The following is a 25,757-nucleotide window of genomic DNA, read 5'->3' as shown; positions in this document are numbered from 1 at the left end:
GACCTGTCTGGCCCTGCGCCGCGAGGAGAAAGCGCCAGGACCGCCGACAGAGCGGCGGCTTCCTGACAGGCGCGGTCGCCGCCCGGCCGGCCGAGCAGGCGCACAGGAGGAGCGCACCGAGGACGCCCCCCGCAGAGGCGTAAGGGTCGGGATCGAGGAGGGTCGCGCACGACCGAGCGGGGGACTCCTCAAGGAGCTGCGCAGCTGACGGCCTCGGTGCAGGGCCCCGAACGTCGGCATACTCGTCGGCCGCCCGGGTACTCGCGCCGCACGCCACCCCCCGTGTGAGGAAGCGAGAACGCCGTGAGCGAGTACCGCCCGGAAGCCCCTGGGAACAGCGAGGGGCCGCCACCGAAGCCGATACCGAGGGACCTGCCCGATCAGCAGGTCACCGCCGGCGAGGATCCCTGGGACGTCCCAGGCGCCTCGGTCCACTCCACCGCCGACGACCGGCCCGACCCGGAGATTCCCGATACGGACGAGGTGGGAACCGGCCGGAGGGGCGCCCCCCACTCCGGCAATCGACGTCCGGAGCATCCCGTGCCCGACGAACCGTCCGCATGACGCTCCGCGCGCCGAGGGAGCGCCGACAGGTGACGCTGGGAGGTACGCCCGCGACCGCCGACAGAAACCCGGCCGCCCGAGAGGAAACGAAATGGTTGTGCGCACCTGGGTCAGCGACTGGCCCGTCTACCGTCAGCTGACCGGATCCGACCCGCTGGCGCGTGGCCGGGCTGCCATGTCCGCGCACACGCAGCGGCTCAGGCCGCGCACCGACACGGCCGAACGGGTGGTTCCTTCCATCTGTCCTTACTGCGCGGTCGGCTGTGGCCAGCAGATCTACGTCAAGGACGACAAGGTCGTCCAGATCGAGGGCGATCCCGCCTCGCCCATCAGCCGAGGCCGCCTCTGCCCGAAGGGGTCTGCCACCCTTCAGCTCACCACGGGCTCCGCCCGTCGCCATCAGGTCCTCCACCGGCGCCCGTACGCAACCGACTGGGAGCCCCTCGACCTGGAGACGGCCATGGACATGGTCGCCGACCGGGTGGTCGAGACGCGGCGCCGCACCTGGGAACGGGAGAAGGACGGGCTGCGCACCGCACGCACGCTCGGCATCGCCAGCCTCGGCGGCGCGACCCTGGACAACGAGGAGAACTACCTGATCAAGAAGCTGTTCACCGGGCTCGGCGTCGTACAGGTGGAGAACCAGGCGCGGGTCTGCCACAGCTCCACCGTCGCGGGCCTGGGCACCTCCTTCGGCCGCGGCGGCGCCACCACCTTCATGCAGGACCTTCAGCACGCCGACTGCATCGTCATCCAGGGTTCCAATTTCGCCGAGGCACACCCGGTCGGGTTCCAGTGGGTCATGGAGGCCAAGGAGCGTGGCGCCCGCATCATTCACGTCGACCCACGCTTCACGCGCACCAGCGCCCTCGCCGACCTGCATGTTCCGATCCGGGCCGGCAGTGACATCGCGTTCCTCGGCGCAGTGATCAACCATGTGCTCACCGAGGAAAAGGACTTCCGGGAGTACGTGCTCGCCTACACCAACGCCGCCTCGATCGTCAGCGAGGACTTCCAGGACACCGAGGACCTGGACGGTGTCTTCTCGGGATTCGACCCGGACGAGCACCACTACGACCCGCGCAGCTGGCAGTACGAGGGTGTGGAGGTCCAGGCGCCCGCCGGCGACGTCGACGAACAGTACGAGCAGAAGACTCAGGGCTCGGGCCGTGCGGAGACCCACGGGTCGGGAGGAGCCCGGACCGGTGCCCGCCCACCGCGCGACGAGACGCTCAGCCACCCGCGCTGCGTCTACCAGATCCTCAAACGCCACTACGCCCGCTACACCCCCGAACTCGTCGAGGAGACCTGCGGAATCCCGCGAGCGACCTTTCTGCGCGTCTGCGACGCCCTGACCGCCAACTCCGGTCGCGAGCGCACCAGCGCATTCGTGTTCGCCGTCGGCTGGACCCAGCACTCCACCGGTTCCCAGTACATCCGCGCCGCCAGTGTCCTCCAGCTCCTGCTCGGCAATATCGGCCGACCCGGTGGCGGCATCCAGGCCCTGCGGGGCCATGCCTCCATCCAGGGCTCCAGCGACATCCCGACCCTGTACAACCTCCTGCCCGGCTACCTGCCGATGCCGCACGCCCACGCTCACGAGAACCTGGACGCCTTCGTCGAGGCCAGCCGCACCGAGAAGGGCTTCTGGGGCAATATGCGGGCCTACTTCGTGAGCCTGCTCAAGGCGTACTACGGTGACGCCGCCACCGCGGACAACGACTTCTGTTTCGATCACCTGCCGCGTCTCACCGGCACCCACTCCACCTACGACACGGTCATGGCGCAGCTCGACGGTGCCTGCAAGGGCTACTTCCTGATGGGGCAGAACCCTGCCGTCGGCTCCGCCAACACCCGCCTCCAACGGCTGGGCATGGCCAACCTGGAGTGGCTGGTCGTCCGGGACTTCTCCCTCATCGAGTCCGCGACCTGGTGGCAGGACGGACCCGAGATCGAAACGGGTGAACTGAGCACCGAATCGATCCGTACCGAGGTCTTCTTCTTCCCGGCCGCCGCACACACCGAGAAGTCCGGCTCGTTCACCAACACCAATCGGTGGCTGCAGTGGCACCACGCGGCCGTGGAACCGGAAGGGGACGCCCGCAGCGACCTGTGGTTCATGTACCACCTGGGCCGCCGCATCAAGGAGAAGCTGGCCGGTTCGTCCGCGCCCATGGACCAGCCGGTCCGGGACCTCACCTGGGACTACCCCGTCGAAGGGCCGCTGCGTGAACCGGTAGCCGCCGCGGTCCTGGCCGAGATCAACGGACACGGACCGGACGGCGGTCCGCTCTCCGCCTACACGGAGCTGAAGGACGACGGCTCGACCCGCTGCGGCTGCTGGATCTACTGCGGGGTGTACGCCGACGGCGTCAACCACGCCGCTCGCCGCACACCCCACACGGAGCAGGACTACGTTGCCGCCGACTGGGCATGGGCCTGGCCCGCCAACCGCCGCATCCTCTACAACCGGGCCTCCGCGGCCCCGGACGGGACGCCGTGGAGCGACCGCAAGGCGTACGTGTGGTGGGACGACGTGGAAGGGAAGTGGACCGGCCGCGACGTCCCCGACTTCATCCCCGACCGCGCACCCGACTACGTGCCACCGGAAGGCGCGACCGGGCCCGACGCCCTGCGCGGCGACGACCCGTTCATCATGCAGGCCGACGGCAAAGGCTGGCTCTACGCGCCCGCCGGCCTGGAGGACGGACCGCTTCCCACCCACTACGAGCCGCAGGACTCGCCCTTCCCGAACGCCCTTTACTCGTCCACCGCGCGCTCGCCCGCACGCCAGCTGCTGCCGCGCGAGGGCAATCGCTACCATCCCAGTGGCAACGAACCGGGCGCGGAGGTCTATCCGTACATCGTCACCACTCACCGTCTCACCGAGCACTTCACCGCCGGTGGCATGAGTCGCTGGTCGCCCTACCTCTCGGAACTCCAGCCCGAGTTCTTCTGCGAGCTCTCCCCGCAGCTGGCTGCCGAGCGCGGCCTGGAGCACGGCGGATGGGCCACGATCATCACCGCCCGCAACGCTGTCGAGGCACGCGTCATGGTCACTGCGAGGCTCAAGCCCCTGACTGTCCACGGGCGGACCGTCCACCAGATCGGCCTGCCCTTCCACTGGGGGCCCAACGGGATTTCCACGGGGGACGCGGCCAACGAGCTCATGGCCATCGCGCTCGACCCGAACGCCCACATCCAGGAGGACAAGGCACTCACCGCCGACATCCGCCCCGGTCGCCGCCCCCGCGGGCCCGACCTGCCGAAGCTGGTCGCGGAGTACCGACGGCGCGCAGGAATCACCGCGACGACAGGGATGGAGAATCAGACATGAAGGACCGGCACCTGCTGAGCGGTCCCGAGCCGGACCCGGCCCGCGACGCCGGCCACCCGGAACCCCCGGAACGGGTCGGATTCTTCACCGACACGTCGGTCTGCATCGGCTTCAAGGCCTGCGAAGTGGCCTGCAAGGAGTGGAACGCGATCCCGGAGGACGGGATGCCGCTGAGCGGCATGAGCTACGACAACACCCAGGGGCTGGGCGCCTCCACGTGGCGCCATGTCGCCTTCATCGAGCAGAAGGTGCCCGCGCCGGACGGGCGCACCGAGCTCTCGCTCCTCGAGGGGGCCCCGACGGCGCCCGAACCCCCGCAGGCACCGGACGACATGCGCTGGCTGATGTCGTCGGACGTCTGCAAGCACTGCACACACGCGGCCTGTCTGGACGTCTGTCCCACCGGCTCACTGTTCCGCACGGAATTCGGCACAGTCGTCGTCCAGGAGGACATCTGCAACGGCTGCGGCTACTGCGTGCCCGCCTGCCCGTACGGCGTGATCGAGCAACGTCAGCACGACGGAAGGGCGTTCAAGTGCACGATGTGCTACGACCGCCTCGGCGCGGGACAGGAACCTGCCTGCGCGAAAGCCTGCCCCACCGAATCCATCCAGTTCGGACCACTGGACGAGCTGCGCGAACGCGCCGCCCTGCGTGTGGACCAACTGCACGAACAAGGCGTGGAACAGGCGCACCTGTACGGACACGACCCGGATGACGGGGTCGGTGGTGACGGAGCGTTCTTCCTGCTCCTCGACAAGCCAGAGGTGTACGGACTCCCGCCCGACCCTGTGGTGACCACCCGTGATCTGCCGGCCATGTGGAGGCACGCGGGTACTGCCGCGCTGTCCCTCGCCGGCAGCATCGCGCTCGCGTTCGTACTGGCCGGTCGAACCAAGGAGGGACGATGACCAGGAACCGGCAGCGACGCGGCGAACAGGTCATGGTTCCGCGCGCGGAATTCGAGTCCTACTACGGGCGTCCGATCATCCACGCCCCGTCCTGGGCAGCCCGCGACATCGCCGGATACTTCTTCCTCGGCGGTCTCGCCGGAGCAGGCTCGGTGCTCGCCGCCGGGTCCCATCTCACCGGGCGCCCCCGTACCGCCACCGCGATGAAGGTGTCGTCCCTCGCCGCCGTTTCACTGTCCGCCGCGGCCCTGATCCATGACCTCGGCAGACCCGGCCGGTTCGCCAACATGCTGCGTGTGTTCAAACCCACGTCCCCGATGAGCATGGGTTCCTGGCTGCTCAGCGCGTACGGGCCCGCCGCCGGGGCAGCCGCTCTCAGCGCCGTCACGGGACGGCTGCCGCGGGCGGGCGCCGCCGCGACCGCGGGGGCCGCACTGCTCGGGCCGGTGCTGGCGTCGTACACCGCCGTCCTTGCCGCCGACACCGCCGTTCCCGCCTGGCACGGCGCGCACCGAGAACTCCCCTATCTGTTCACGGCGTCCGCGACGGCCGCCGCCTCAGGGATGGCATTGATCGTCGCGCCACCGCGCGAAAGCGGCCCCGCTCGTTGTGCGGCGGTGCTCGCGGCAACGGCCGAGAGCCTGGCGACCGAGGCTGCCGAACGACGCCTCGGCATGGTGGCAGAGACCTGGCGCGAAGGCCGCGCGGGCGCGCTCCTGCGTACCGCACGTGCCCTGACTCTGGCGGGAGCCGCGACCGCGGCGCTGGCCGGCGGCCGCAGCCGGCCTGCCGCCGTGGCCGGTGGGCTCGCACTGCTCGCGGGTTCGGTCTGCACCCGTTTCGGGGTATTCGCGGCGGGAATCGCCTCCGCGGAGGACCCGAAGTACACCGTCGCACCTCAGCAGAAAGGAGAGTGATCCCGATGGTCAGTGTGTCTCTCACCGGAGCATCCAAGGAGGACGTGGCCACCGTCTTCGAGGTCCTGCGGACGGCGTTCCCCACCGATCGCCCCGCCGGCACCGTGCCCCAGGAGCAGCCGGGGGACCACCCTGCCGTGTGGACCGCGCAGTTCGAGCCGACACAGGACCGGATCCCGACCGGTCCGCCCCCACCACTCGAGGGTTCGCCCACGGCCACGCTGCAGGGCGGCCATGTCGCCGTGGACCAGCTCTGCGAAGCCCTGAGCGCCGCGTTCGCCGTCCACAAGCAAGGCACGGCGTCGGGGGACCAGGAACAGGAGGTCGACCTGCAGCTTCGCACGAAGCAGTGGTGACACAGTGACCGCGTCCCGCGGTTCCATGGCCGCCTGAGCGGCGCCGACCACGAGGAGAAGAGCGACATGGTGCAGATCGGGTACACGATGATGACGGAGCAGGCCGGCCCGCGGGAGCTCGTCGGTCACGTGGTCGGCGCCGAGCGCGCCGGCTTCGATTTCTCCGTCACATCCGACCACTACTTCCCCTGGCTGGACTCCCAGGGACACGCCCCGTACGCATGGAGCGTGCTCGGCGCCGCCGCGCAGGCCACCGAGCGCATTCCCCTGATGACGTACGTGACGTGCCCGACGACCCGCTATCACCCGGCGGTGGTTGCCCAGAAGGCCGCCACCATGCAACTCCTCTCCCAAGGGCGCTTCCGCCTGGGACTCGGCTCCGGGGAGCACCTCAACGAGCATGTGGTGGGGAGCGGATGGCCCGCCGCGCACGTCAGGCTGGAGATGCTGGAGGAGGCTGTGGAGATCATCCGCTCGCTCTTCGCGGGGGAGAACGTCAACCACCACGGTGCCCACTTCGACGTGGAGAACGCCAAGCTGTGGGATCTGCCCGACACTCCGCCGCCGATCGGCGTCGCCGTCTCGGGTGACCGCTCGTGCGAACTCGCCGGTCGTCTCGCCGACCTCGTCATCGGCACTGAACCCGAGCCGTCACTGATCTCCGCGTTCGATCGGCACGGCGGCGCCGGCAAGCCCAAGATCGGCCAGCTGCCGATCTGTTACGACACCGACCGCGACGCGGCGATCGCCCGGGCCCACGACCAGTTCCGCTGGTTCGGCGGCGGCTGGCCGGTCAATTCCGAACTGCCCGGCCCTGACGGATTCGCGGGTGCCACCCGGTTCGTACGGCCCGAGGACGTGGCCCGGACCATTCCGTGCGGCGACGACGTGGACGCCGTCGTCGAGGCCGTACGCCCCTATGTCGATGCGGGATTCACCGAGGTCGCCCTCGTTCAGATCGGCGGCGACCACCAGGAACCGTACCTGGAGTGGTCCCAGCAGAAGCTCCTTCCCGCCCTGCGCGAACTATGAGAGGACGAGGACACCTGACATGACCACGAAACGTGCTGCGATCTTCGATGTCGACGGAACGCTCGTCGACACCAATCACCTGCATGTCGTCACCTGGTGGGAGGCCTTCCGGCAGGCGGGCCACCGCGTCCCCATGCCTGAGATCCACCGGGCCGTAGGCCTCAGCAGCGGCGACCTGATCGTCCACCTGCTCGGCGAGGACCGCGACCCTGACGACGACGAGCAGCTCAGCGCGGCCCACCACGCCCTCTACGCCACGTACTTCGACCGACTGCCGGCACTGGACTCCGCGGCCGACCTGCTGCGCGCTCTGGCCGCGCGAGGCTGGGAGATCGTACTGGCCACCTCGGCGAGCGGCGCGGAACTCTCCGCGCTTCGCGGTGCGATCGACGCGGACGACGTCATCCTCGGGTCGGCCAGCGCGGACGACGTCGCCGAAGGCAAACCCGCCCCCGATCCGGTCGAACAGGCCAGGGAACTCGCCGACGTACCGAGCGAGCGCGCCGTGTTCGTCGGCGACACTGTCTGGGACATGAAGGCCGCGGTACGGGACGGGGTGACCCCCGTAGCGGTGCTGTCCGGCGGGATCCCGCGTGCGGACCTGGAGGCGGCCGGCGCCCGCGCGGTGTACCAGGACGTCGACGACCTCCTCGCCCACCTGGATGACAGCGTCTTCGCCGACCGGGAGTGACCGGAATCCCCCCGGCCGGTGGAACGCCGGGTCCCGGCCGTCCCCAGGAGCGCGGCAGCGTGGGTTCGGCGACGCGCGTCGTTCCGCGGCCAGGGCTGTAGTTGGACCCGGGCGCGTGCTTGAGGACCCGCGCGGTAGCCGGGAGGCCGGCGCGGAGCCGTTGTTCGCACATGCGACTGTTCATTCGCACATGGACCTGGTAGAAAGTAGTCATGGGCGTCGCCAATCGTTTGGACCTGACCCTGCGCTTGGTGCAGGGCTCCGACCGCGTTTCCGTGTCGGAGCTCTCCCAGCGCCTGGGTGTGTCGGAGATGACCGTGCGCAGGGACCTGGATGCACTGGAAGGGCAGGGCCTGGTGCGCCGCGTGCACGGGGGAGCCGTGGCGACGCGCGCGCGGGCCGAGGACGCGGGATTCTTGGCGCGGGAGCCGTGGCAGGCCGCTACCAAGGACCGCTTGGGCGCTGCCGCAGCCGCGCTGGTGGACCCCGGGTCGCGGGTGCTGCTGGACGCGGGTACCACGACGGTGCACGTCGCCGAGCATCTGGCGGCCCGGGCCCCGCTGACGATCGCCGTGCTGAGCCTTCAGGCCGCGGTGTGCCTGGCCGACCGGCCCGGGATCGAGCTCTTGGTCGTGGGCGGCCGCTCCCGTCCTGGCGAGCGTTCCTTCGTCGGTCCGCTGGCACTGCGCACGCTGGAGTCCTTGGCCTTCGACTGCTTCGTGATGTCCATCGGTGGTGTGCACGCCGAGCACGGATGGTCGGAGTTCTCCCTGGACGATGCCGCTGTCAAACAGGCGGGACTCGCCCGGGCCGCCCGTACGGTCGCGGTGGCTGACGCGACCAAGCTCGGCGTGCGCGCGTTCAGCCGGGTCGCCCCCCTCGACGCCGTGCACCGTTTCGTTACCGACAGCGCCGCCGAAGACGGCCGTACGCATCCCGGTGGTCCGCGGACGCTGGACGCCCTGCGCGAGGCGGGCGTCGAGACCGTACTGGCCTGAACCTGATCCCCGCCCCCCGTATTGAGGAGTGTTCCATCGTGGCCACCGATCCACGCTCGCTGATGATCCTCGTCGCCGGTCCCTACCGATCGGGCACCGGCGACGACCCGCGCAAGCTCGAATCCAACGTCCGGGCGATGAACCAGACCGCTCTCGTCCTCTTCCGTGCCGGGCACCTGCCCGTCACCGGTGAGGCCCTCGCCCTGCCGCTCCTGGAGACCGTGGGTAGCACCCGGCCCGGCGATCCGCTCTTCCACGAGATCTTCCACCCCGTCGCCGAGCAACTGCTCAGCCGCTGCGACGCCGTTCTGCGGATCGGCGGCCCGTCCGAGGGAGCGGACCGGATGGTCGCCCAGGCCCGCGCCCAGGGCAAGTACGTCTACACCGGCCTCGCTGACGTGCCGGCCGCCCGATGACCGCAGGCCTCGACACCCCCGACCGTCGCGGACGCACCGGCCTGGACCAGCACGGCCGCGACCTGGACGGCAACCCGCGCGTACGGATCCGTGAAGTGGAGGTGCTCTCCTGCGACTGGTACGTCCTGCGCAAGACCACCTTCGACTACCGGCACGGTGACGGACACGTCAGTCGCGAGCAGCGCGAGACGTACGACCGAGGCGATGGGGCGACCATCCTGCTCCACAACGCCGACCACCGCACCGTGCTGCTCACCCGCCAGTTCCGCCTCCCCGCCTACGTCAACGGACACCCCGACGGCATGCTTCTGGAGACCGCCGCCGGACTCCTCGACGGCGACAGCCCGCACGAAGCGATCCGCCGCGAAGCAGCCGAAGAGACCGGACACGTCATCGGCACTCCCGAGCATGTCTTCGACGTCTACATGAGCCCCGGCTCCGTCACCGAACGCCTGCACTTCTACGCCGCCCCCTACGACCCGGCGGACAACCCCACCGACGCAACCGGAGTCGCCGCCGAGGGCGAGGACATCACCACCGTCGAACTCCCCTTCGCCGAGGCGCTCGACATGGTGCGCAACGGCACGATCGCCGACGCCAAAACCATCATGCTGCTCCAATGGGCAGCCCTCGACGGCCCGTTCCGGCCGGTTGGCCCACTCGACCATCGGAGCTGAGACGGACTCGGCGTTCCTCGGCGACCACCGAGCCGATCGGCTCGACAGCGCCTCTGCGCCTGTCACCCGGGGTCGGCAGGCCGATCATCTCGGAGCGGGCCCGTTCGGCACCACGCTGCTGGTCGCTCTTTTTTTTGGCAGGACATCGAGTACCACGCTCCCTGCCTCTACCTTCTGCACTCCCGCATCGCCCCGGTCGGAACGCCGGGCCCGCACAACGACGGCGCCGATCCGGACGCCTTCCACGTCGAGGTCGTCTACGCCATCACCCCCGAGACCGAGCACAGCACCCACGACTTCTGGGCAGTGGCACGGGACTTCGCCCTGGAGGACCAGAAGGTCTCCGGCTTCCTGCGGGAGAACAACCGCACCGTCGTCCTCCAGGACGTCGTCGCACTCGACAAACTGGAGCGGGTCATCGCCTCCGAGCCGGCCGGGACACAGGAGCTCAGCATCAACATCGACACCGGTGGGCTGGCCGCCCGGCGCATCCTCAAGCGGATGGTCGAGGCCGACACCGCCGACTCCGCGGTGGGCGTCCGATGAGCACGCCGCCCACCACGATGCTCGACGGGCAGCAGGTCTACCGGATCGTCTGGGTCCCCGGCACGGACCGGCTGCGCGGCTGGTGCTGGTGCGGTGAGGAGCGGGAGTCCGAGGACCCGGTGGAGTTGTGGGAGTGGCTGCTCGCCCACCCCGACGGGCACCCGGGCCAGGGGACCGCCCCCGCCCCCGGTCCCACTCCCCACCCCCGCCGGCTCGTCGACGCCTGACCTCGCGCACTCAAGGATCCTCTGATGACCAGAAGCACCACCGCGCCCGAGGCCGAACTCGAACTCGTCGTGGCCCGCCGTACCGACGAGGCGGACGGCGTCGTCTCGCTCGCCCTGCGGAGGGCCGACGGCGCCTCCCTGCCTGCCTGGGCGCCCGGCGCGCACATCGATCTCCTGCTGGCACCGGACCTCGTACGGCAGTACTCGCTGTGCTCCTCGCCCGAAGAAGCGGAGGTGTGGCGCGTCGCCGTCCTCCTGGAGAAGGACGGCCGCGGCGGTTCACTCCACGTGCACGACACGCTGGCCGAAGGCGACGCGGTCCGGGTGCGCGGTCCGCGCAACCACTTCTCCCTCGAGCGCGCCGCACGGTACCTCTTCATCGCAGGCGGCATCGGCGTCACACCGATCGTCCCGATGCTGGCCGAGGCCGAACGGCTGGGATCCGCATGGGAGATGGCGTACGGAGGACGGACCCTCGCGTCGATGGCCTTCCGCGACGAACTCGTCGAGCGGTACGACGAGCAGGTGCGGGTCCGTCCCGAGGACGCATACGGCCTCCTCGACCTGGACGCGCTCCTGGGTGACCCGCAGCCGGGCACACTCATCTACTGCTGCGGCCCGGAGCCACTGCTCACGGCCGTCGAGGAGCGGTGCGCCGACTGGCCCGACGGCGCCCTGCACCTCGAACGGTTCACGCCCAAGGAGCTGCAGACGCCCCTGCGGGACGCGGCGTTCGATGTCGAACTGGTTCAGTCCGGCATCACGGTGACCGTTCCGCCGGAAAAATCCGTGCTCCAGGCGGTCGAGGAGGCCGGCGTGCAGGTCCTCTCCTCCTGTCAGGAGGGCACCTGCGGCACCTGCGAGACCGCCGTCCTGGACGGCACCGTCGACCACCGCGACTCGCTTCTCACCCCCGCGGAGCAGAGCAGTCATGACACGATGATGATCTGCGTCTCCCGGGCACTGTGCCCGAGGCTCGTCCTGGACCTGTGACGGCTGCAGCGATCGGCGACCGCAGTGCATGCCGACGTCCGGACGCCGCTGAGACAGTCCGAAGCTTCCCGTTCCCGTGGGGCACGCCACCGCGCATCGTCGACAGAGTGTTGACGTCCGGGATATGTCTGCCTAGCTTCTCGGTGAAGTGCCCGGGTCCACGGTGGAGCGGAGGGCGTACGGCGAGGAGGCCGGCATGCAGCGCAAAGCCTCGACCGGCAGCTGTTCGGTGACGGCCAAGGCCCTGCAGGTGCTGGAAGCCTTCGCTCCGGATCGGCCTGTGCTGCGGCTCGCCGAGATCTCCCGCCACACGGGCCTGCCGCTCACCACCGCCCACCGGCTGGTGAAGGAACTGACCGACTGGGGCGCGCTCGAACGCGAGCCGGACGGCGGATACCGCATCGGGCTGAGGCTGTGGGAGATCGCTTCCCTCGCCCCGCGCGGCCTCGGCCTGCGCGAGGCTGCCCTGCCTCATCTCTCCGACCTCGGCCACATCACCCGCGAGAACGTGCAGCTCGCCGTCCGCGAGGAGCTGTCCGTCGTGTACGTGGAGCGGCTCGCGGGCCGCGACGCGGTCCGGGTCCTCACCCGCGTCGGCGGGCGGTTCGACCTCGTGCCCACCGGCGTCGGCCTCGTCCTCCTCGCCCACGCCGGCCATGATGTCCAGGAACAGGTGCTCTCCCGACCGCTTGTCCGGCACACGGAGAAGACCCTCTGCGCCCCGGCCGAGGTCCGCCGTGTCCTCGCCGAGGTGCGCCGTACCGGAGTCGCCGTCAGCGACCGGCAGGTGACGATGGACGCCGTGTCGGTCGCCGCCCCCGTGTACGGGCCGGAGAACACCGTCGTCGCCGCGGTATCGGTGGTCGCCCACGCGGACGCCGTGAACCCGCACGCCCTCGCCCCTCTGGTGCAGGTCGCGGCGCGCGGCATCTCCCGCTCCCTCGGCGCACGGCTCAGATCCTCGGTCGCCTGACGGAGCCGGCTGCTCCGGGCGGTCGCCGTCCGCGTTGATCCACTCCTGCGGGTGCGGCGCCCCGTCAAGCCGATGGTGGGGGAGCCGGTGCCCGGTTCCAGCGCGTACACGCACACCGCGTCCGTGCTGTGGCCGGATCATGTGAGGCCACCGGATCGGCGGGCCCTCGGCCCGCCGATCCGGGCCCGGGACCGGGCGCCCACCGGTCACCGAAGTCCCTTTCGACGACGGGGTAGTTGTCGACGGATCGCCCTGCGAGTCTTGGAGGCGTCGAACCGCTCTCCCGGGTGCACAGGGTCGCCGGGGAGCCTAGGCCATTGGCCGCCGGCCGGCCCGCACATCAGTGGCCGGTGCCTGCCTCCTCTGCCAGGACGGCGACCCGTGACGCCGTCCCGGTCAAGGATGACGTGCTGCACTCCGGACAGCCCTGCGGCGACGCGCTTTCGTACGTCGTCGTCCAGCCGGTTCCACAGCCACGGCTTCGGCAGCCGCAGCCCGAGTGCGATGGACGCCGCCTCCACCCAGGCCTGGCCGCGCCCGGCAGGAAAGGGCCGGGATTCCGCGTCGTCGCGGCCGGGGGTACGGGAGCCCGCGGCGAGGCCGTCCGCGTACCGCCGCAGGATGTCGTGCGGGTCGTCGCCCGTGGCTCCGGCGATGCGGAACGCGGCGAGCAGGAAGGCGCGGGCCTGGCCTTCGAAGCGGTGGGAGCGCACCTCCGACCAACTGTGCTTGCCGGGGCGCAGGATGAGCCCGCGCTGCACGGGGCGCCTCCGGTGGGCTGAGAGGGGGAGGGGCGACCGCCGCCGTACCGACCGGTGCGGCGGCGGTGCACGGGGACAGGTTCAGACCACGGTCAGTGGGCAGCAGTCCCGCGTCGTCGAACTCGTGCCCGTATAGACGTCGATGCGGCCGCGTTCGACGGTGAACGTCCCCGCCGGGTCGTTGGTCCAGAACCCGAGGTCCTGCGCACCGAGACGGAAGGACACGGTGGTGCTGCGGCCCGGCTCGAGGGTGACCCGCGCGAAGCCACGCAGCCGGCGTACCGGCTGGGCGATGCTGGCCGCCACGTCGTGGACGTAGAGCTGGACGACCTCGTCGCCCGCCCGCTCGCCGGTGTTGGTGACCGTCAGCGACACCTCGACCGTCTCGCCTCGCTCCAGGGCGTCCCTCGCGATGCTCTCCCGACTCAACTGCGGCCGTGAGACGACGAAGGTCGTGTAGCCGAGGCCGTATCCGAAGGGGAAGCGTGGTCCGTCGGTCAGGTCCAGGTACTTCGAGACGAACTTCGCGTCCGGCTGTGCCGGGTTGTACGGGCGGCCCGTGCTCTCGTGGTTGTAGTAGAGGGGGATCTGACCCACAGCCCGCGGGAAGGTGACGGGCAGCTTGCCCCCCGGGTCGACCGCGCCGAAGAGCACATCAGCCACCGCATGACCCGCCTCGATGCCGGGGTGCCAGGCCTCCAGTACCGCGGGCGCGGAGTCCAGCCAGTCGCCCAGCACCAGCGGCCTGCCGTTGACCAGTACCACCACGAAGGGCTTGCCGGTCGCGGCGACGGCCGCGATGAGTTCCTCCTGGCCCTCGGGCAGACCGATGTCGCTGCGCACGGCCGCCTCACCGCTGAGCTCGGGGTCTTCGCCGACCACCACGACGGTGACCTCGGCGGCCGCGACGGCGGCGGCCGCCCGGGTCAGGTCCTGACCGGCGTGCGTGACGTTCGCGCCGGGAGCCGCCTCGCGCACCGCGTCCAGGATGCTGACGGACGGGAACCTGGACGCACCGGGCCCCGCCCAGGTGCCGTGCAGGCCGGTGGAATCGGCGAAGGGGCCGACGACCGCGATCGAGCCGGCGGCCGGGCTCAGCGGGAGGACGGAACCCTCGTTCCTCAGCAGCACCATCGACCGGGCGGCGCTCGCACGGGACGCTGCCCGCGCGGCGGCGGTGGGTTCGGAGACAGCCGACGACTCGTCGGTGTACGGGTCGTCGAACAGTCCCAGATCGAATTTCAGTTGCAGGATGCGCGACACCGCATCGTCGAGGCGCTCCATCGTGATCAGCCCGTCGGACAGAAGTGCCTCGCCGTGGTCGGCTACGTTCGTGGAGACCATCTCCATGTCGAGGCCGGAGGTCAGCGCGAGCCTGCCCGCCTCGGCGCCGTCCTCGGCGAAGCCGTGCGCGATCAGCTCCTCGACGCCCGTGTAGTCACTGACCACGAAGCCCTTGAAGCCCCACTCCTCCTTGAGGACGGAGTTCATCGTGTGCGCGTTGCCGTGCGCGGGTACTCCGCCGATCGTGTTGAACGCCGCCATGACGGTGGCCACCCCGGCGTCGACCGCCGCCTTGAAAGGCGGCAGGTAGAGGTTGCGCAGCCGCTGTTCGGAGACGTCGACCGTGTTGTAGTCGCGGCCGCCCTCGGCACCGCCGTAGGCGACGAAGTGCTTGGCGCACGCCGCGATCCGGTCCGTGCGCGACAGTTCGCTGCCGTCGGCCGGGCCCTGGTAACCCTGCACCTTGGCCACCGCGAAGGCGGCACTGAGATAGGGGTCTTCGCCGCAGCTCTCCGCGATCCGGCCCCACCGCGGCTCGTGCGTGACGTCCATCATGGGGGAGAAGGTCCAGCGCACTCCCTCGGAGCGGGCCTCCTTCGCCGACACCTCAGCGTCCCGCCGCGCCACCTCCGGGTCGAAGCTGGACGCCTGGGCCAGCGGGATCGGGAAGGCGGTCCAGAAGCCGTGGACGACGTCCAGGCCGAAGAGCAGCGGAATGCCGAGCCGGGACTCCTCGACAGCGATCCGCTGAAGGGCGTTGCTGCTCCGGGCGCCGTGGATGTTGAGTACAGAGCCGAGCAGTCCCGCACGGGCCGCGGCCTCCGTCTGCTCGGTCTGACCGCCGCCCGGACCGGTGTCGCCGGTCCAGGTCAACTGCTGGATCTGCCCCAGCTTCTCCTGGACCGTCATCCGGCCGAGCAGGTCCTTCACCTTGTCCTCGTACGCTCGAAGCACGTCGTGACCTCTTTACCTGTTGCCGTATCGCTACCCGTGAAGTTAACGTTTTGCGCGGCATGAATGAAAGCGCATTCATCAACTGCGGACAAGCCCCCGGGCACAGGCGTCTCACGGACCGAGGGCACTTCCGGACTCCACCCCGAAGTCGCTTTCGGAGGCGAACGCATGACGGACAACGATCCGCCCTGGCTGCGGGATCTCGAGGCCGACCTGGGGCCGGAGCGCTACGGCTGGATCGGCCAGGACCGAGAGGGCGGCAGCCGCGGAGAGTTCATGGCCATCGGCTACGACCGCACACGGCTCCGGCCCGTGGAGTACGACCACTTCTGGCTCTCCGGCACTCCGCAGGAGCCCGGGTCGAACACCTGGGGAGGCGATTGGACCAGGATGGTCACATGGGTGCGCTTCCATGACCTGTCGGGCGACGGCGAGCTCTTCGCCGCCAACACCCACTTCGACGACGCGAGCGCATACGCTCGGAGGTGCTCCGCCGAACTGCTCGCCGAGCGGCTCGACACGCTCGCGCCCGACGTTCCGTGGATCGTCACCGGTGACTTCAACACCCTCGCGGGCGACAGCACCGTCCACGCGGCGCTCCTGACCCGGGCGGATCTCGTGGACACCTGGGAAGCCGCTGAGGAACGCGGCACGGCCCACGGCACCTTCCACGACTACCGGCCGCCGGTACCCGGCGGCGACCGCATCGACTGGATCCTCGCGTCCCGGGGCACCCGCGTGCGCCGGGCGATGATCAACCGCTGCGCACCGAACGGCCGTTACCCCAGCGACCGTCTGCCGGTACAGGCAATCCTGCGCACTGCACGCTGATCCCCACCCCGTCCGTCACCCCGACCCGCGAAGGACCCCGTCATGATGTCCCCCCGCCCCGCCACCGAATGGCTCGCCGACGCCATCCTGTACCAGATCTATCCGCAGAGCTTTGCCGACTCCAACGGCGACGGCATCGGAGACTTCGCCGGAATCGAGGCCAGGCTGGACCACCTCGCCTGGCTGGGCGTGAACACCGTCTGGTTCAACCCGTGCTTCGCCTCGCCGTTCCTCGACGCGGGCTACGACGTCAGCGACTACCTCACCGTCGCACCGCGCTACGGCACCAACGACGACCTCGCCCGGCTGACCGATGCCGCGGCGCGCCGCGGCATCCGCGTACTGCTCGACCTGGTCGCAGGCCACACCTCGGATCAGCACCCCTGGTTCACCGCTTCGGCCGACGACCGTTACATCTGGGCCGACCCGACGGACCCTGCCGCACTGCCGGAAGGTTTCGTGGCCTCGCCGGGTGCCCGGCCCGGCTACTACCTGCCGAACTTCTTCGATTCCCAGCCCGCCCTCAACTTCGGCTACGCCCGCATGAACGAGGCGGAACCATGGCGCCTGCCCGTCGACGCCGAGGGGCCGCGCGCCAACCGCCAGGCCCTGCGCGAGATCATGGACCACTGGCTGACCATCGGCCTGTCCGGATTCCGCGTCGACATGGCGGCCTCCCTCGTCAAGGACGACCCCGGCCAGGCGCAGTCTGCCGCGGTGTGGCACGAACTTCGCAGCTGGCTGGATGCCGAACACCCGCAGGCGGCGCTGCTCTCCGAGTGGGGGGACCCCGCAACCTCCGTCCCGGCCGGCTTCCACGCAGATTTCTTCCTGCAGTTCGGGCCCAAGGACGACGGGCTCGCACTGCGCTCCCTGTGGAACAACTTCGAAGGCACCGTCAGCGAGCAGTGGGAGCCGCAGGCGCCCTACTTCGATGCAGAGGGCAAGGGGTCCCCGCGTACCTTCCTCGCCGACTGGCGCGACGCCACAGACGCCGTCGGCGATGCCGGCTTCATCTCCCTCCCCACGGCCAACCACGACTTCTCCCGCCTGGCCTGCGGTCCGCGCACCGCCGAACAGCTGCCCGCCGCCTTCGTCTTCCAGCTCACCTGGCCCACGCTGCCCGCGATCTATTACGGCGACGAGATCGGTATGCGCTACGTGCCCGGCCTGCCCGGGCACGAGGGCAGCCGGCTGGGCCCCCGCTACAACCGTGCCGGCTCCCGCACGCCCATGCAGTGGGACGACTCGCCGAACGCGGGATTCTCCACCGCCCCGGCCGACCGCCTCTACCTCCCCGTGGACCCGGACCCGGGCCGTCCGACTGTCGCCGCCCAGCGCGCCGACAACGGCTCCCTCCTGCACCTGGTACGTCGCCTCATCGCACTGCGCAAGGACATCCGAGAGCTGGGTGCCGCGGGCAGCACGGAGATCCTGCACGCCGGCTATCCACTGGCGTACGTCCGCGGCGGCCGTTACCTCGTGGTGGTCAACCCGCGCCGTGACGCCGCCGAGACTGCCGCCCCCGTGGGCAGGGCCGCCCCTCTGGAGGCCGACGGTGCCACTGTGACCGGCGGCCGGATCCGGGCCGAAGGCTTCGGATACGGCATATTCGAGCTCTGAACGCGGCTCCCCACCCAGGGCATCCTCGAACCCCTGAGGCGAGGGCCCTCGTACGACGACGGGCCCCTCCGCACCCGGCTGAGGGACCCGTCGGCGTGACCCGGGCGAGCATGCCGATCTCGTCGTCCGACTGACAGGCGATGGCACCGGGCAGGACCTCGCGGTGCAGCCGCTCGAGGGATCGTGCTCACAGCCCGTAGCACTCCTTGATGTTCAGCGGCCTGCGGGGGTGGCGAGCGCGGGGCCCGCGCCAGGCGCGAGTGCGGGGCATGAGCGGCGGTCCATGCAGATCCAACTCCTGGGGCGAAAGGCGTGGATACGACGTGTGTGCCGTGCGGGCCCGGCCGTCGTCAGGAACGGCCTGGCCCGCACGGGCTCAGGGGAGGCAGAGCATCGTGGCCCGGGATCTACTTGAGACCCGCGGTGGCGATGCCCTGCGTGAAGAAGCGTTGAAGGAGGACGAAGACGAGCAGCACCGGGAGCACCACCAGGAAGACGCCCGCCATCAGGACGCCGTTGGAGCCGTCCGCCTTGGTCGGATCGGTGGCGAAGGTGGCCAGGGCCACCGGCAGCGTGTACTTGTCCGGGTCGTTGGTTGCGATCAGCGGCCACAGGAAGTTGTTCCAGGAACCGAGGAACACGAAGATCGTCAGCGTCGCCAGGGCGGGCTTGACCAGGGGCAGCACGATCCGCCAGAAGATGAACCACTCGCGGGCTCCGTCGCTGCGGGCCGCCTCGAGAAGCTCGTCCGGAACGGCCGTCATGAATTGCCGCATCAGGAAGACCCCGAAGGCGCCTGCCGACCGATGGCCGAGACCACTGTCATGGCCAGGCCGACGGACTTGGCGATGCGTGACATGTGACTCCTCCTCGAGTGCATGGGTGCGTGTCATGTATGCGCATCATGTATGCGCTTACAGATTGGCGCACGGATGACCCTGCAGCATGCCTCGGGTGGCCTCAAGGGGCACGTCGGTAACGCTTTCGTAAACCTGCGGAATTCCGTGTGCCGCAGGGGTGTTTCTCCTCTCTCGCAGTGCCGATGGCTGCGACGCTCACGGCATCGCGCAGCCGCAACTGGCCCGCCGTATCAGCGTCACCGGCAACACCCGTGCCACCCCGGCTCGTTGACGGTTCGCGATCCTGGCGACGAGCAGCTCGACCGCTTCCTGGCCGAGCCGGCCCATCGGCTGTCGTACGGTCGTCAGCGCGGGCCGCACGACCCGGCTCAGGGGGATCCCGTCGAAGCCTGTCACGGCCATGTCGCCCGGCACGTCGATGCCGTGCGACGCCAGCGCATACAGCGCTCCCACGGCCATCTGGTCATTGGCGAGAACCAGTCCCTGGGGGCGCTGCCCCGACAGGCCGAGGAGCGCCTCGACGGCACGACGGCCCGCGTCCTGGGTCAGATCTCCCCGCAGATCGGGCTGCTGCGGAAGCGGCAGCCCCGCCTCGAGGTGGGCCGCCTGGAATCCGCGGAAGCGGGCCTCGCCGTCGGGGGAGTTCGAAGGGCCGCCGATGAAAGCCAGTCTGCGCAGGCGATGGTCGGCGATCAGATGCCGGGTGAGCTCCAACTGGCCGTCGAAGTTCGCTACTTCGATGTGGTCGTGGTCGGCTTCCCGGTCCCCGGCGAGCATGACGACGGGCAGCCGTCTCGAGATGACCTCCAGGTCCTCGCTCGCTATGCCGGTCTGGGCCAGCAGGGCGAGCCCGTCCACCCGCCCGGCGACCTCGGCGAGTTGCTCACTCGTGCGTTCCGGGTGCGCCGCGGCGATCAGGAGTGCGTAGCCGTGCCGCCGGGCGGCGCGCTCCATGCCACGGATCACCTGGTCGGAATAGAGCATCAGCTCGGTGTCGTCCGGCGTCGGTATGCTCTCGGCGACGGCGTCGTGGATGTCGGGGAAGTAGAGGCCGAGAACTCCCGTCGTACGGCTGGCCAGTCCCCGGGCGCTGCCGCTGGGCACGTAACCGAGCTCGCGACCGGCGGCCAGCACCCGTTCCCGGGTGGAGGCGCGTACGGAGTCGGGATTGCGGTACACGCGCGAAACCGTCGCGATGGAGACGCCGGACTGCTCGGCGACGTCGTACACCGTCGGAGTACTCATGGTGCTGCCTTGCCTCTCCTGTATCCCTGACCCTGCGCATCCGGCAAGCCGTGTGACCTGCCCGAAAGCGCGATCAGCCTATGGTCGGGCGTCGTTCGGGGGAAGGGACGGAGGGGGCGGAGGGACGGCATGCGCCCGTACCGACGAACAGGGCGGCGATGCCGGCCTTCCGCGACGCGCTGCCGACGAAGATGCGGCGCGCACGGTCACGGCGTCCGATGCCGGCCGGGCGGCCGCCGGGTGGCGCTCTGGGCCGGCCGCCGAGCGATCGTCGGAGGAAGCGCGGGTCGTGGAGATGCACAGCCGGTTCCCCGACTTCGACTACGGAGCCCACGCCGCGGCCGACGGGGACGGCCGCGGGGAGCACGACCCACGCGCGTCGTGAGAGTGGCGGAGTGCGGTCGATCTTCACACGCCCGGTCTCGTCGACAGGGCGCTCGTCGAACCAGGAGGGAACTCGTCATCGACGACTCGCACGGTTGATCGACAGGGAACGGCAGGCGGTCGGAGCCGACCTCCAGGAGGCTGTCCAGCAGTGCCTGCGTGCGGAAGAGGCAGCTTCGCTCGTCAATGTGCTGCCCGGATTCCGAGGATGTCCCGGCCGGCGCTGCGCGGCCGACCGGGACATCAGGATCAGCGCAGGTCGAACCGGTCCAGGTTCATCACCTTGTCCCACGCTGCCACGAAATCACGGACGAACTTCTCTCCCGCGTCCCCGGTTGCGTAGACTTCCGAGACGGCGCGGAGCTGGGAGTTGGAACCGAAGATGAGGTCGACGGCGGTGGCTGTCCATTTCACTTCGCCCGTGGGGTGATCCCGACCTTCGAATACGTTCGCGTCCGAAGTCGACGCCTTCCACTCCGTGCCCATGTCGAGCAGGTTGACGAAGAAGTCGTTCGTCAGTGCCTCCGGCCGGTGTGTGAGGACGCCATGCGGCGATCGCCCGAATCCGGTGTTCAAGGCCCGCATGCCGCCGATCAGAACCGTCATCTCGGGAGCGGTGAGTGTCAACAGGTTGGCACGGTCCAGGAGGAGAGTTTCCGGGGACAGCTTCTCTCCCGCCGGGAGGTAGTTGCGGAAGCCATCCGCCCTGGGTTCGAGCACGGCGAACGCCTCCACGTCCGTCTGCTCCTGCGAGGCGTCCGTGCGCCCCGGTGCGAAGGGTACCGAGATGTCGTACCCGGCGTTCTTCGCGGCTTGCTCGACAGCCGCGCACCCGCCCAGGACGATCAGGTCCGCGAGTGAGACCTTCGTTCCGCCGGCCTGCGAGCCGTTGAAGTCCTGCTGGATCTGCTCAAGGGTCTGCAGCACCTCAGCCACCTCGGGCAGGTCGTGGACCTCCCAGTCCCTCTGCGGCGAGAGCCGGATCCGTGCCCCGTTGGCCCCACCACGCTTGTCGGTGCCGCGGAAGCTCGCCGCCGATGCCCAAGCGGTGGTGGCCAGCTGGGAGACGGACAGTCCCGAGGCGAGGATCCTGTCCTTGAGGGTGGCGCTGTCCTCTTCCCCGACGAGGTCGTGGTCGACCTCGGGGACGGGGTCCTGCCACAGTTGCGGCTCGGGAATCCACGGACCGAGGAAGCGCGAGCGGGGTCCCATGTCGCGGTGCAGCAGCTTGTACCACGCCTTGCCGAACGCTACTGCGAGCTTTTCCGGGTTCTCGTGGAAGCTCTTCGCGATCGGGCCGTAGATCGGGTCCAACTTCAGCGACAGGTCCGTCGTCAGCATCATGGGCGCGTGCCTCTTCGACGGATCGTGAGCATCAGGCACATTGCCCTTGGCCGAGGGATCCGTGGGAGTCCACTGCTTCGCGCCGGCGGGGCTCGTCGTCAACTCCCATTCGTAGCCGAACAAGTTGTCCAGGTACCCGTTGTCCCACTTCGTCGGCTCGGAGGTCCATGCGCCTTCGAGCCCACTGGTGAGCGCGTCTGCGCCTTTGCCGCTGCCGTAGGTGTTCCTCCAGCCGAGTCCCTGCTGCTCGATCGGAGCGGCCTCGGGTTCCGGACCGATGTACTCGGGATCGACCGCACCGTGGCACTTGCCGAACGTGTGGCCGCCGATGATGAGGGCAGCCGTCTCCTCGTCATTCATTGCCATACGCCCGAACGTCTCGCGAATGTCCCTGGCGGCAGCCATCGGATCCGGGTTGCCGTTGGGCCCCTCCGGATTGACGTAGATCAGTCCCATCTGCACGGCACCGAAAGGACCGGTGAGTTCCCTGTCGCCGGTGTAGCGCTCATCTCCGAGCCATGTGTCCTCAGGGCCCCAGAAGATTTCCTCGGGTTCCCAGATGTCCTCTCGTCCGAAGCCGAACCCGAACGTCTTGAAACCCATGGATTCCATGGCGCAGTTGCCGGCGAAAACCAGGAGGTCGGCCCAGGAGATCTTCCGGCCGTACTTCTGCTTGATCGGCCAGAGCAAACGGCGCGCTTTGTCCAGGCTCGCGTTGTCGGGCCAGCTGTTGAGGGGGGCGAAGCGCTGAGCGCCGGAGCCGCCACCGCCCCGTCCGTCGGCGATTCGGTACGTGCCCGCGGCATGCCAACTCATCCGGATGAAGAGCGGGCCGTAGTGGCCGTAGTCGGCAGGCCACCAGTCCTGCGATGTCGTCATCACCTCGAAGACGTCCTGCTTGAGTGCGTCGGGGTCGAGGGTCGCGAACTCTTCTGCGTAGTTGAAATCCTCGTCCAGTGGATTGGATCGAGGAGAGTGCTGGTGGAGCACTTGAAGATCCAGCTGATTCGGCCACCAGTCCCGGTTCGTCCTGGGGCCGGTTCGCGTGGGGGCCGGGGAGGGGATCGCCGGGTTCTCGCTTTCGCTGCCGGACACGTCCGTCCTTCTTCCTGTCTCGGTGTTCCTTCTGCTGGTTCTTGCTCTCGACGTTGTTCGCAGTTCCTGGTGTCGAGCGCAGCGACCCGCGCTCGTGGCACGCCATGACGCCCGCCGGCCGGACGCCTGCCGGGCCCGTCGGCCGGCCACGTCGCGCTTTCGGTCGCCAAGAACTCTTCCTCGCGTACGACGCCGATGATTGTGCGGATTCGGCGTCCGTATGGTCGCGCACCGAGGACCGCACTGCTACGCGAACACGCAGAGCATCCCTGGCAACAAGAAATCGAAAGCCCAATACGTTGGGGTCCGGTCTCCGGCTCAGCGGCTGATGGCTTTCCCGGCCTCTGAGAAATGTGAGAGAGGCGGCCTTTTCTCATCATCCTGCTCACCCGCTGACATGACGAGCAGAATTGGAAGATCAGATGACGGTCTGACACGTTACGGAGAGGCGTCCTCGCCACGACGTGTGTGAAGCTGGCTCTGCCGGCATCACCGCAGTTAAGGTCGGAGGCCAGGATCAGAAGGTCACCTCATCCGCTTTCCGACAAGAGCCGGACATCGGCCGGTGAACTTCCGTTGTCCCATCGAACCTGAACAGGTGAACCGATATGAGTGGCCTGCTGGAGCGACTGCGAGGGCGTGGTTGGCGGATGACGTCCCAGCGACGTGTCGTTGCGGAGGTCCTCGACGGTGATCATGTGCATCTCACGGCCGACGAGGTGCTCGTCCGCGCGGCGGAGCGGCTGCCCGAGATCTCCCGGGCGACCGTCTACAACACCCTGGGCGAACTGGTCTCCCTCGGCGAGGTGATGGAGCTCTCCACCGACGGCCGCGCCAAACGCTATGACCCCAACGCCCACCGCCCTCACCAGCACCTGGTGTGCTCCAACTGCGGCACCATCCGCGATGTCCACCCGGCCGGCGACCCGTTGGCCGACTTCCCGGCGGAGGAGCGCTTCGGCTTCGCGGTGTCCGACGTCCAGATCACCTACCGGGGGCTCTGCCCCGCCTGTGTCGCCGGTCTGCCGCGAGTGTGATCCAGGCCGGTGCGTCACTGCCGGGCATCGACGTACGGCCCGGATGATGCCGGTGGGGTGAAGCGCGCCCAGTTCCGAGCCGCAGACGCCGTCCGGAGCGGCGGTCCGGTCCGGCCCAGCGCGCCTCTGCCGAACTCAGAGCCCGGTGACTTTGGCGCTCGCCGACAGCTCGTAGACCAGGGAGAGCGTGCGGCGGCTGCCGGGCGGGAGAGTGATGGCCCAGCGGGCGATGCCCTCGGCGTCGACCACGTCGGGCGCCGGGGAGCACGAATCCTTGTGCAGGCGTATCTCCACCGCCGAGACCTCCGAGACCGGGATCCGCTCCCGAAGGACGACCACCCGCTGGTCGTGCTCCCCGGGGGCGGAGAACCGGGACACGTGCAGCCGGACCGTGCGGGTGACCACGGTCCGCTGGGTGATACCGGCGGATGCGCGGGACTCCTCGACATGCCGGACCACCCGGTAGTCGTCGCAACTGCCGAAGGCCAGTTCGACGGGGGCGCCGGGGGCGGTGAAGTCCAGCGTGCCACGGCCGCTGAATCCGCTGCCGCGGACCAGGTCCACGGGCCCGGCGAGCAGTGCGTGACCGGACAGGTTGTCGAGCTGCACCACCTGGGTGACCAAGGGGGACAACTCCGGTGAACAGGCGTACTCACTGCGCGCGGCCGTGGTGAATGCGGAGAGCAGCACTCGGTGGGCGCGGCCGTCACCGGGCACCGAGACCGGCGCGGAGGATCTCAGCACCCGCGTCTCACCACCGTCGTCCACCCCCGGCAGGCCGAGCACCGGGGCCGGGCCGAGGGCCCCGATCTCCTCCTCGCGCAGCTCGACGTCGACCGTGCGGCGCTCCGCCGCGGAGCGGTCCTTGAGCGTGAGCCGGTCTTCGCCCAGCCGTGGCGGATCGGTGGCCAGCGCTGAGCGGGCCGTCGACAATGTCAGCCGTACGTCCGACCAGTCCTCACCGGTGCGCTGCCAGACCATCGCGTCGGTCTCCAGTGTCAGGGAGTCCCCGTCGAGCACGGCCCGGTAGGCGGGCCGCCACAGTGCACACGGGGTGAGGTGGCTCAGGCGCAGCCCGACCGGCCCGGCGACCGCGGTCTCCACGGTCAACTCGATATGACCGACCAGCTCGGCGGGCTCCTCCTCGGAGAGATACATGGCCCGCTGGGCTTCCCCGAGTTCGACAGCGAGTGCAGCCAGCCGGGCTTCCACTGCGCGGAGTTGCTCGCCGTGCGCGTCGCGTTCGTCGTCCACCCGGTCCAGTTCGCGGGCCCAGCGGGACAGCTCGGTCTCGCCGGAGCCGGCGCCTTCGCCGATCTCCCGCAGCAGATCGGCGGCGAGCCGGCCGAGCAGGTCAAGGCGCACTTGCAGCCGGTCACGTCGCTGCCCCAGGTCCAGCTGCTCCTCTTCGAGGGTGTGTACACGGTGGCGCAAAGCGGAGTCGTCGTCGGCGGAAGGCTGTGGCCCGCGCGGTGTCCAGCTGCGGACGATCCGTGCGTCGAGCACGGTCGCGGGGTGATCGGCGGTCAGCTCGGCATGGAGGGTCCGGTCGACGGCCAGCGCACTGACCGGCCCGAGACGCAGCCGCTGAACCCCGGCCTCCAGGTCGAGCACGACGTCGCGCTCGATGTGGGCACGATCCTCGAGGCACGTGACGGCGGTGACAGGGAGGGCGATCGGCTTCGGGGCCGTGGACATGGC

Annotated in this window: 21 protein-coding genes and 2 pseudogenes; 17 read left to right on the top strand and 6 right to left on the bottom strand. The window is 69.6% G+C overall.

The features are described from left to right. Nucleotides 1–303: 303 nt before the first annotated feature. From ACFYP5_RS32515 to ACFYP5_RS32450, 14 genes and pseudogenes are all read left to right on the top strand, one after another. The gene (locus ACFYP5_RS32515; protein WP_389042509.1) at nt 304–564 is read left to right on the top strand and encodes a hypothetical protein; all 261 of its coding nucleotides are present in this window, start codon (nt 304–306) and stop codon (nt 562–564) included. A gap of 91 nt (nt 565–655) precedes the next feature. Beyond that, a complete protein-coding gene (fdh, locus tag ACFYP5_RS32510) occupies nt 656–3,901 on the top strand; it encodes a formate dehydrogenase (RefSeq protein WP_389042507.1) in 3,246 nt (1,081 codons plus the stop codon). Next, on the top strand, nt 3,898–4,812 hold the full coding sequence (locus ACFYP5_RS32505) for a 4Fe-4S dicluster domain-containing protein (protein ID WP_389042505.1): 915 nt from the start codon (nt 3,898–3,900) through the stop codon (nt 4,810–4,812). The genes fdh and ACFYP5_RS32505 overlap by 4 nt, the downstream gene beginning before the upstream one ends. After that, nucleotides 4,809–5,729: an NrfD/PsrC family molybdoenzyme membrane anchor subunit gene (gene nrfD / locus ACFYP5_RS32500; RefSeq protein WP_389042503.1), complete on the top strand. Its 921-nt coding sequence runs from the start codon at nt 4,809–4,811 to the stop codon at nt 5,727–5,729. Before ACFYP5_RS32505 ends, nrfD begins: the two co-directional genes overlap by 4 nt. Nucleotides 5,730–5,734: 5 nt before the next feature. After that, nucleotides 5,735–6,085, top strand: coding sequence for a hypothetical protein (locus tag ACFYP5_RS32495; RefSeq protein WP_389042502.1), 351 nt, complete (start codon nt 5,735–5,737; stop codon nt 6,083–6,085). Between the two features lie 66 nt (nt 6,086–6,151). Continuing rightward, nucleotides 6,152–7,117 carry an LLM class F420-dependent oxidoreductase gene (locus tag ACFYP5_RS32490; RefSeq protein WP_389042500.1) on the top strand — a complete coding sequence of 322 codons (966 nt, stop codon included), beginning with the start codon at nt 6,152–6,154 and terminating at the stop codon, nt 7,115–7,117. A gap of 19 nt (nt 7,118–7,136) precedes the next feature. Beyond that, nucleotides 7,137–7,808: an HAD family hydrolase gene (locus ACFYP5_RS32485; protein ID WP_389042498.1), complete on the top strand. Its 672-nt coding sequence runs from the start codon at nt 7,137–7,139 to the stop codon at nt 7,806–7,808. Nucleotides 7,809–8,020: 212 nt separating this feature from the next. Continuing rightward, nucleotides 8,021–8,806, top strand: a complete 786-nt coding sequence (locus ACFYP5_RS32480) for a DeoR/GlpR family DNA-binding transcription regulator (RefSeq protein ID WP_389042497.1) — start codon at nt 8,021–8,023, stop codon at nt 8,804–8,806. A 62-nt stretch (nt 8,807–8,868) separates the two neighbouring features. Further along, nucleotides 8,869–9,222: a DUF4406 domain-containing protein gene (locus tag ACFYP5_RS32475; protein ID WP_389042561.1), complete on the top strand. Its 354-nt coding sequence runs from the start codon at nt 8,869–8,871 to the stop codon at nt 9,220–9,222. Continuing rightward, nucleotides 9,219–9,899, top strand: a complete 681-nt coding sequence (locus tag ACFYP5_RS32470; RefSeq protein WP_389042496.1) for an NUDIX domain-containing protein — start codon at nt 9,219–9,221, stop codon at nt 9,897–9,899. Before ACFYP5_RS32475 ends, ACFYP5_RS32470 begins: the two co-directional genes overlap by 4 nt. A gap of 117 nt (nt 9,900–10,016) precedes the next feature. Then, nucleotides 10,017–10,445 (top strand): annotated as a pseudogene (locus ACFYP5_RS32465) (aromatic ring-hydroxylating dioxygenase subunit alpha); the annotation flags it as partial. Next, nucleotides 10,442–10,672, top strand: coding sequence for a hypothetical protein (locus tag ACFYP5_RS32460; protein ID WP_389042494.1), 231 nt, complete (start codon nt 10,442–10,444; stop codon nt 10,670–10,672). The pseudogene ACFYP5_RS32465 and the gene ACFYP5_RS32460, both read left to right, overlap by 4 nt. Nucleotides 10,673–10,696: 24 nt before the next feature. Beyond that, entirely contained in the window at nt 10,697–11,665 is a 969-nt protein-coding gene (locus ACFYP5_RS32455) for a PDR/VanB family oxidoreductase (RefSeq protein ID WP_389042492.1), read from the top strand. A gap of 196 nt (nt 11,666–11,861) precedes the next feature. Further along, nucleotides 11,862–12,638 carry an IclR family transcriptional regulator gene (locus ACFYP5_RS32450; RefSeq protein ID WP_389042491.1) on the top strand — a complete coding sequence of 259 codons (777 nt, stop codon included), beginning with the start codon at nt 11,862–11,864 and terminating at the stop codon, nt 12,636–12,638. Between the two features lie 206 nt (nt 12,639–12,844). On the opposite strand, the gene ACFYP5_RS32445 is transcribed toward ACFYP5_RS32450, so the two are convergent. Further along, on the bottom strand, nt 12,845–13,399 hold the full coding sequence (locus ACFYP5_RS32445) for a DUF2264 domain-containing protein (RefSeq protein WP_389042489.1): 555 nt from the start codon (nt 13,397–13,399) through the stop codon (nt 12,845–12,847). 81 nt (nt 13,400–13,480) lie between these two features. Next, nucleotides 13,481–15,592, bottom strand: a complete 2,112-nt coding sequence (locus ACFYP5_RS32440; protein ID WP_389042559.1) for a glycoside hydrolase family 3 N-terminal domain-containing protein — start codon at nt 15,590–15,592, stop codon at nt 13,481–13,483. Between the two features lie 213 nt (nt 15,593–15,805). On the opposite strand from ACFYP5_RS32440, the gene ACFYP5_RS32435 reads away from it, so the two are divergent. Both ACFYP5_RS32435 and ACFYP5_RS32430 read left to right on the top strand, forming a co-directional pair. Next, nucleotides 15,806–16,468, top strand: a complete 663-nt coding sequence (locus ACFYP5_RS32435; RefSeq protein ID WP_389042487.1) for an endonuclease/exonuclease/phosphatase family protein — start codon at nt 15,806–15,808, stop codon at nt 16,466–16,468. Nucleotides 16,469–16,510: 42 nt separating this feature from the next. Beyond that, a complete protein-coding gene (locus tag ACFYP5_RS32430; protein ID WP_389042485.1) occupies nt 16,511–18,091 on the top strand; it encodes an alpha-amylase family glycosyl hydrolase in 1,581 nt (526 codons plus the stop codon). Nucleotides 18,092–18,498: 407 nt separating this feature from the next. Here ACFYP5_RS32430 and ACFYP5_RS32425 read toward each other — a convergent pair. The 3 genes and pseudogenes from ACFYP5_RS32425 to katG form a co-directional block, all read right to left on the bottom strand. Then, nucleotides 18,499–18,894, bottom strand: a pseudogene (locus ACFYP5_RS32425) (carbohydrate ABC transporter permease); the annotation flags it as partial. 252 nt (nt 18,895–19,146) lie between these two features. After that, nucleotides 19,147–20,196 (bottom strand): LacI family DNA-binding transcriptional regulator, encoded by a 1,050-nt coding sequence (locus tag ACFYP5_RS32420; protein ID WP_389042484.1) that lies wholly within the window; start codon nt 20,194–20,196, stop codon nt 19,147–19,149. A 633-nt stretch (nt 20,197–20,829) separates the two neighbouring features. Next, nucleotides 20,830–23,019, bottom strand: coding sequence for a catalase/peroxidase HPI (gene katG / locus ACFYP5_RS32415; RefSeq protein WP_389042482.1), 2,190 nt, complete (start codon nt 23,017–23,019; stop codon nt 20,830–20,832). 608 nt (nt 23,020–23,627) lie between these two features. Between katG and ACFYP5_RS32410 the strand changes: the two genes are divergently transcribed. Then, nucleotides 23,628–24,056: a Fur family transcriptional regulator gene (locus ACFYP5_RS32410; RefSeq protein WP_389042480.1), complete on the top strand. Its 429-nt coding sequence runs from the start codon at nt 23,628–23,630 to the stop codon at nt 24,054–24,056. 135 nt (nt 24,057–24,191) lie between these two features. Here the strand turns inward: ACFYP5_RS32410 and ACFYP5_RS32405 are convergent, their stop codons facing one another. Next, nucleotides 24,192–25,754, bottom strand: coding sequence for a mucoidy inhibitor MuiA family protein (locus tag ACFYP5_RS32405; protein ID WP_389042478.1), 1,563 nt, complete (start codon nt 25,752–25,754; stop codon nt 24,192–24,194). Nucleotides 25,755–25,757: the final 3 nt, after the last annotated feature.

This window comes from Streptomyces sp. NPDC005262, assembly GCF_042872425.1.
In the GTDB taxonomy this organism is placed as follows: domain Bacteria; phylum Actinomycetota; class Actinomycetes; order Streptomycetales; family Streptomycetaceae; genus Streptomyces.
The sequence above is the reverse complement of the archived record's forward strand: the minus strand, read 5'-3'. Positions and strand labels throughout refer to the sequence as shown.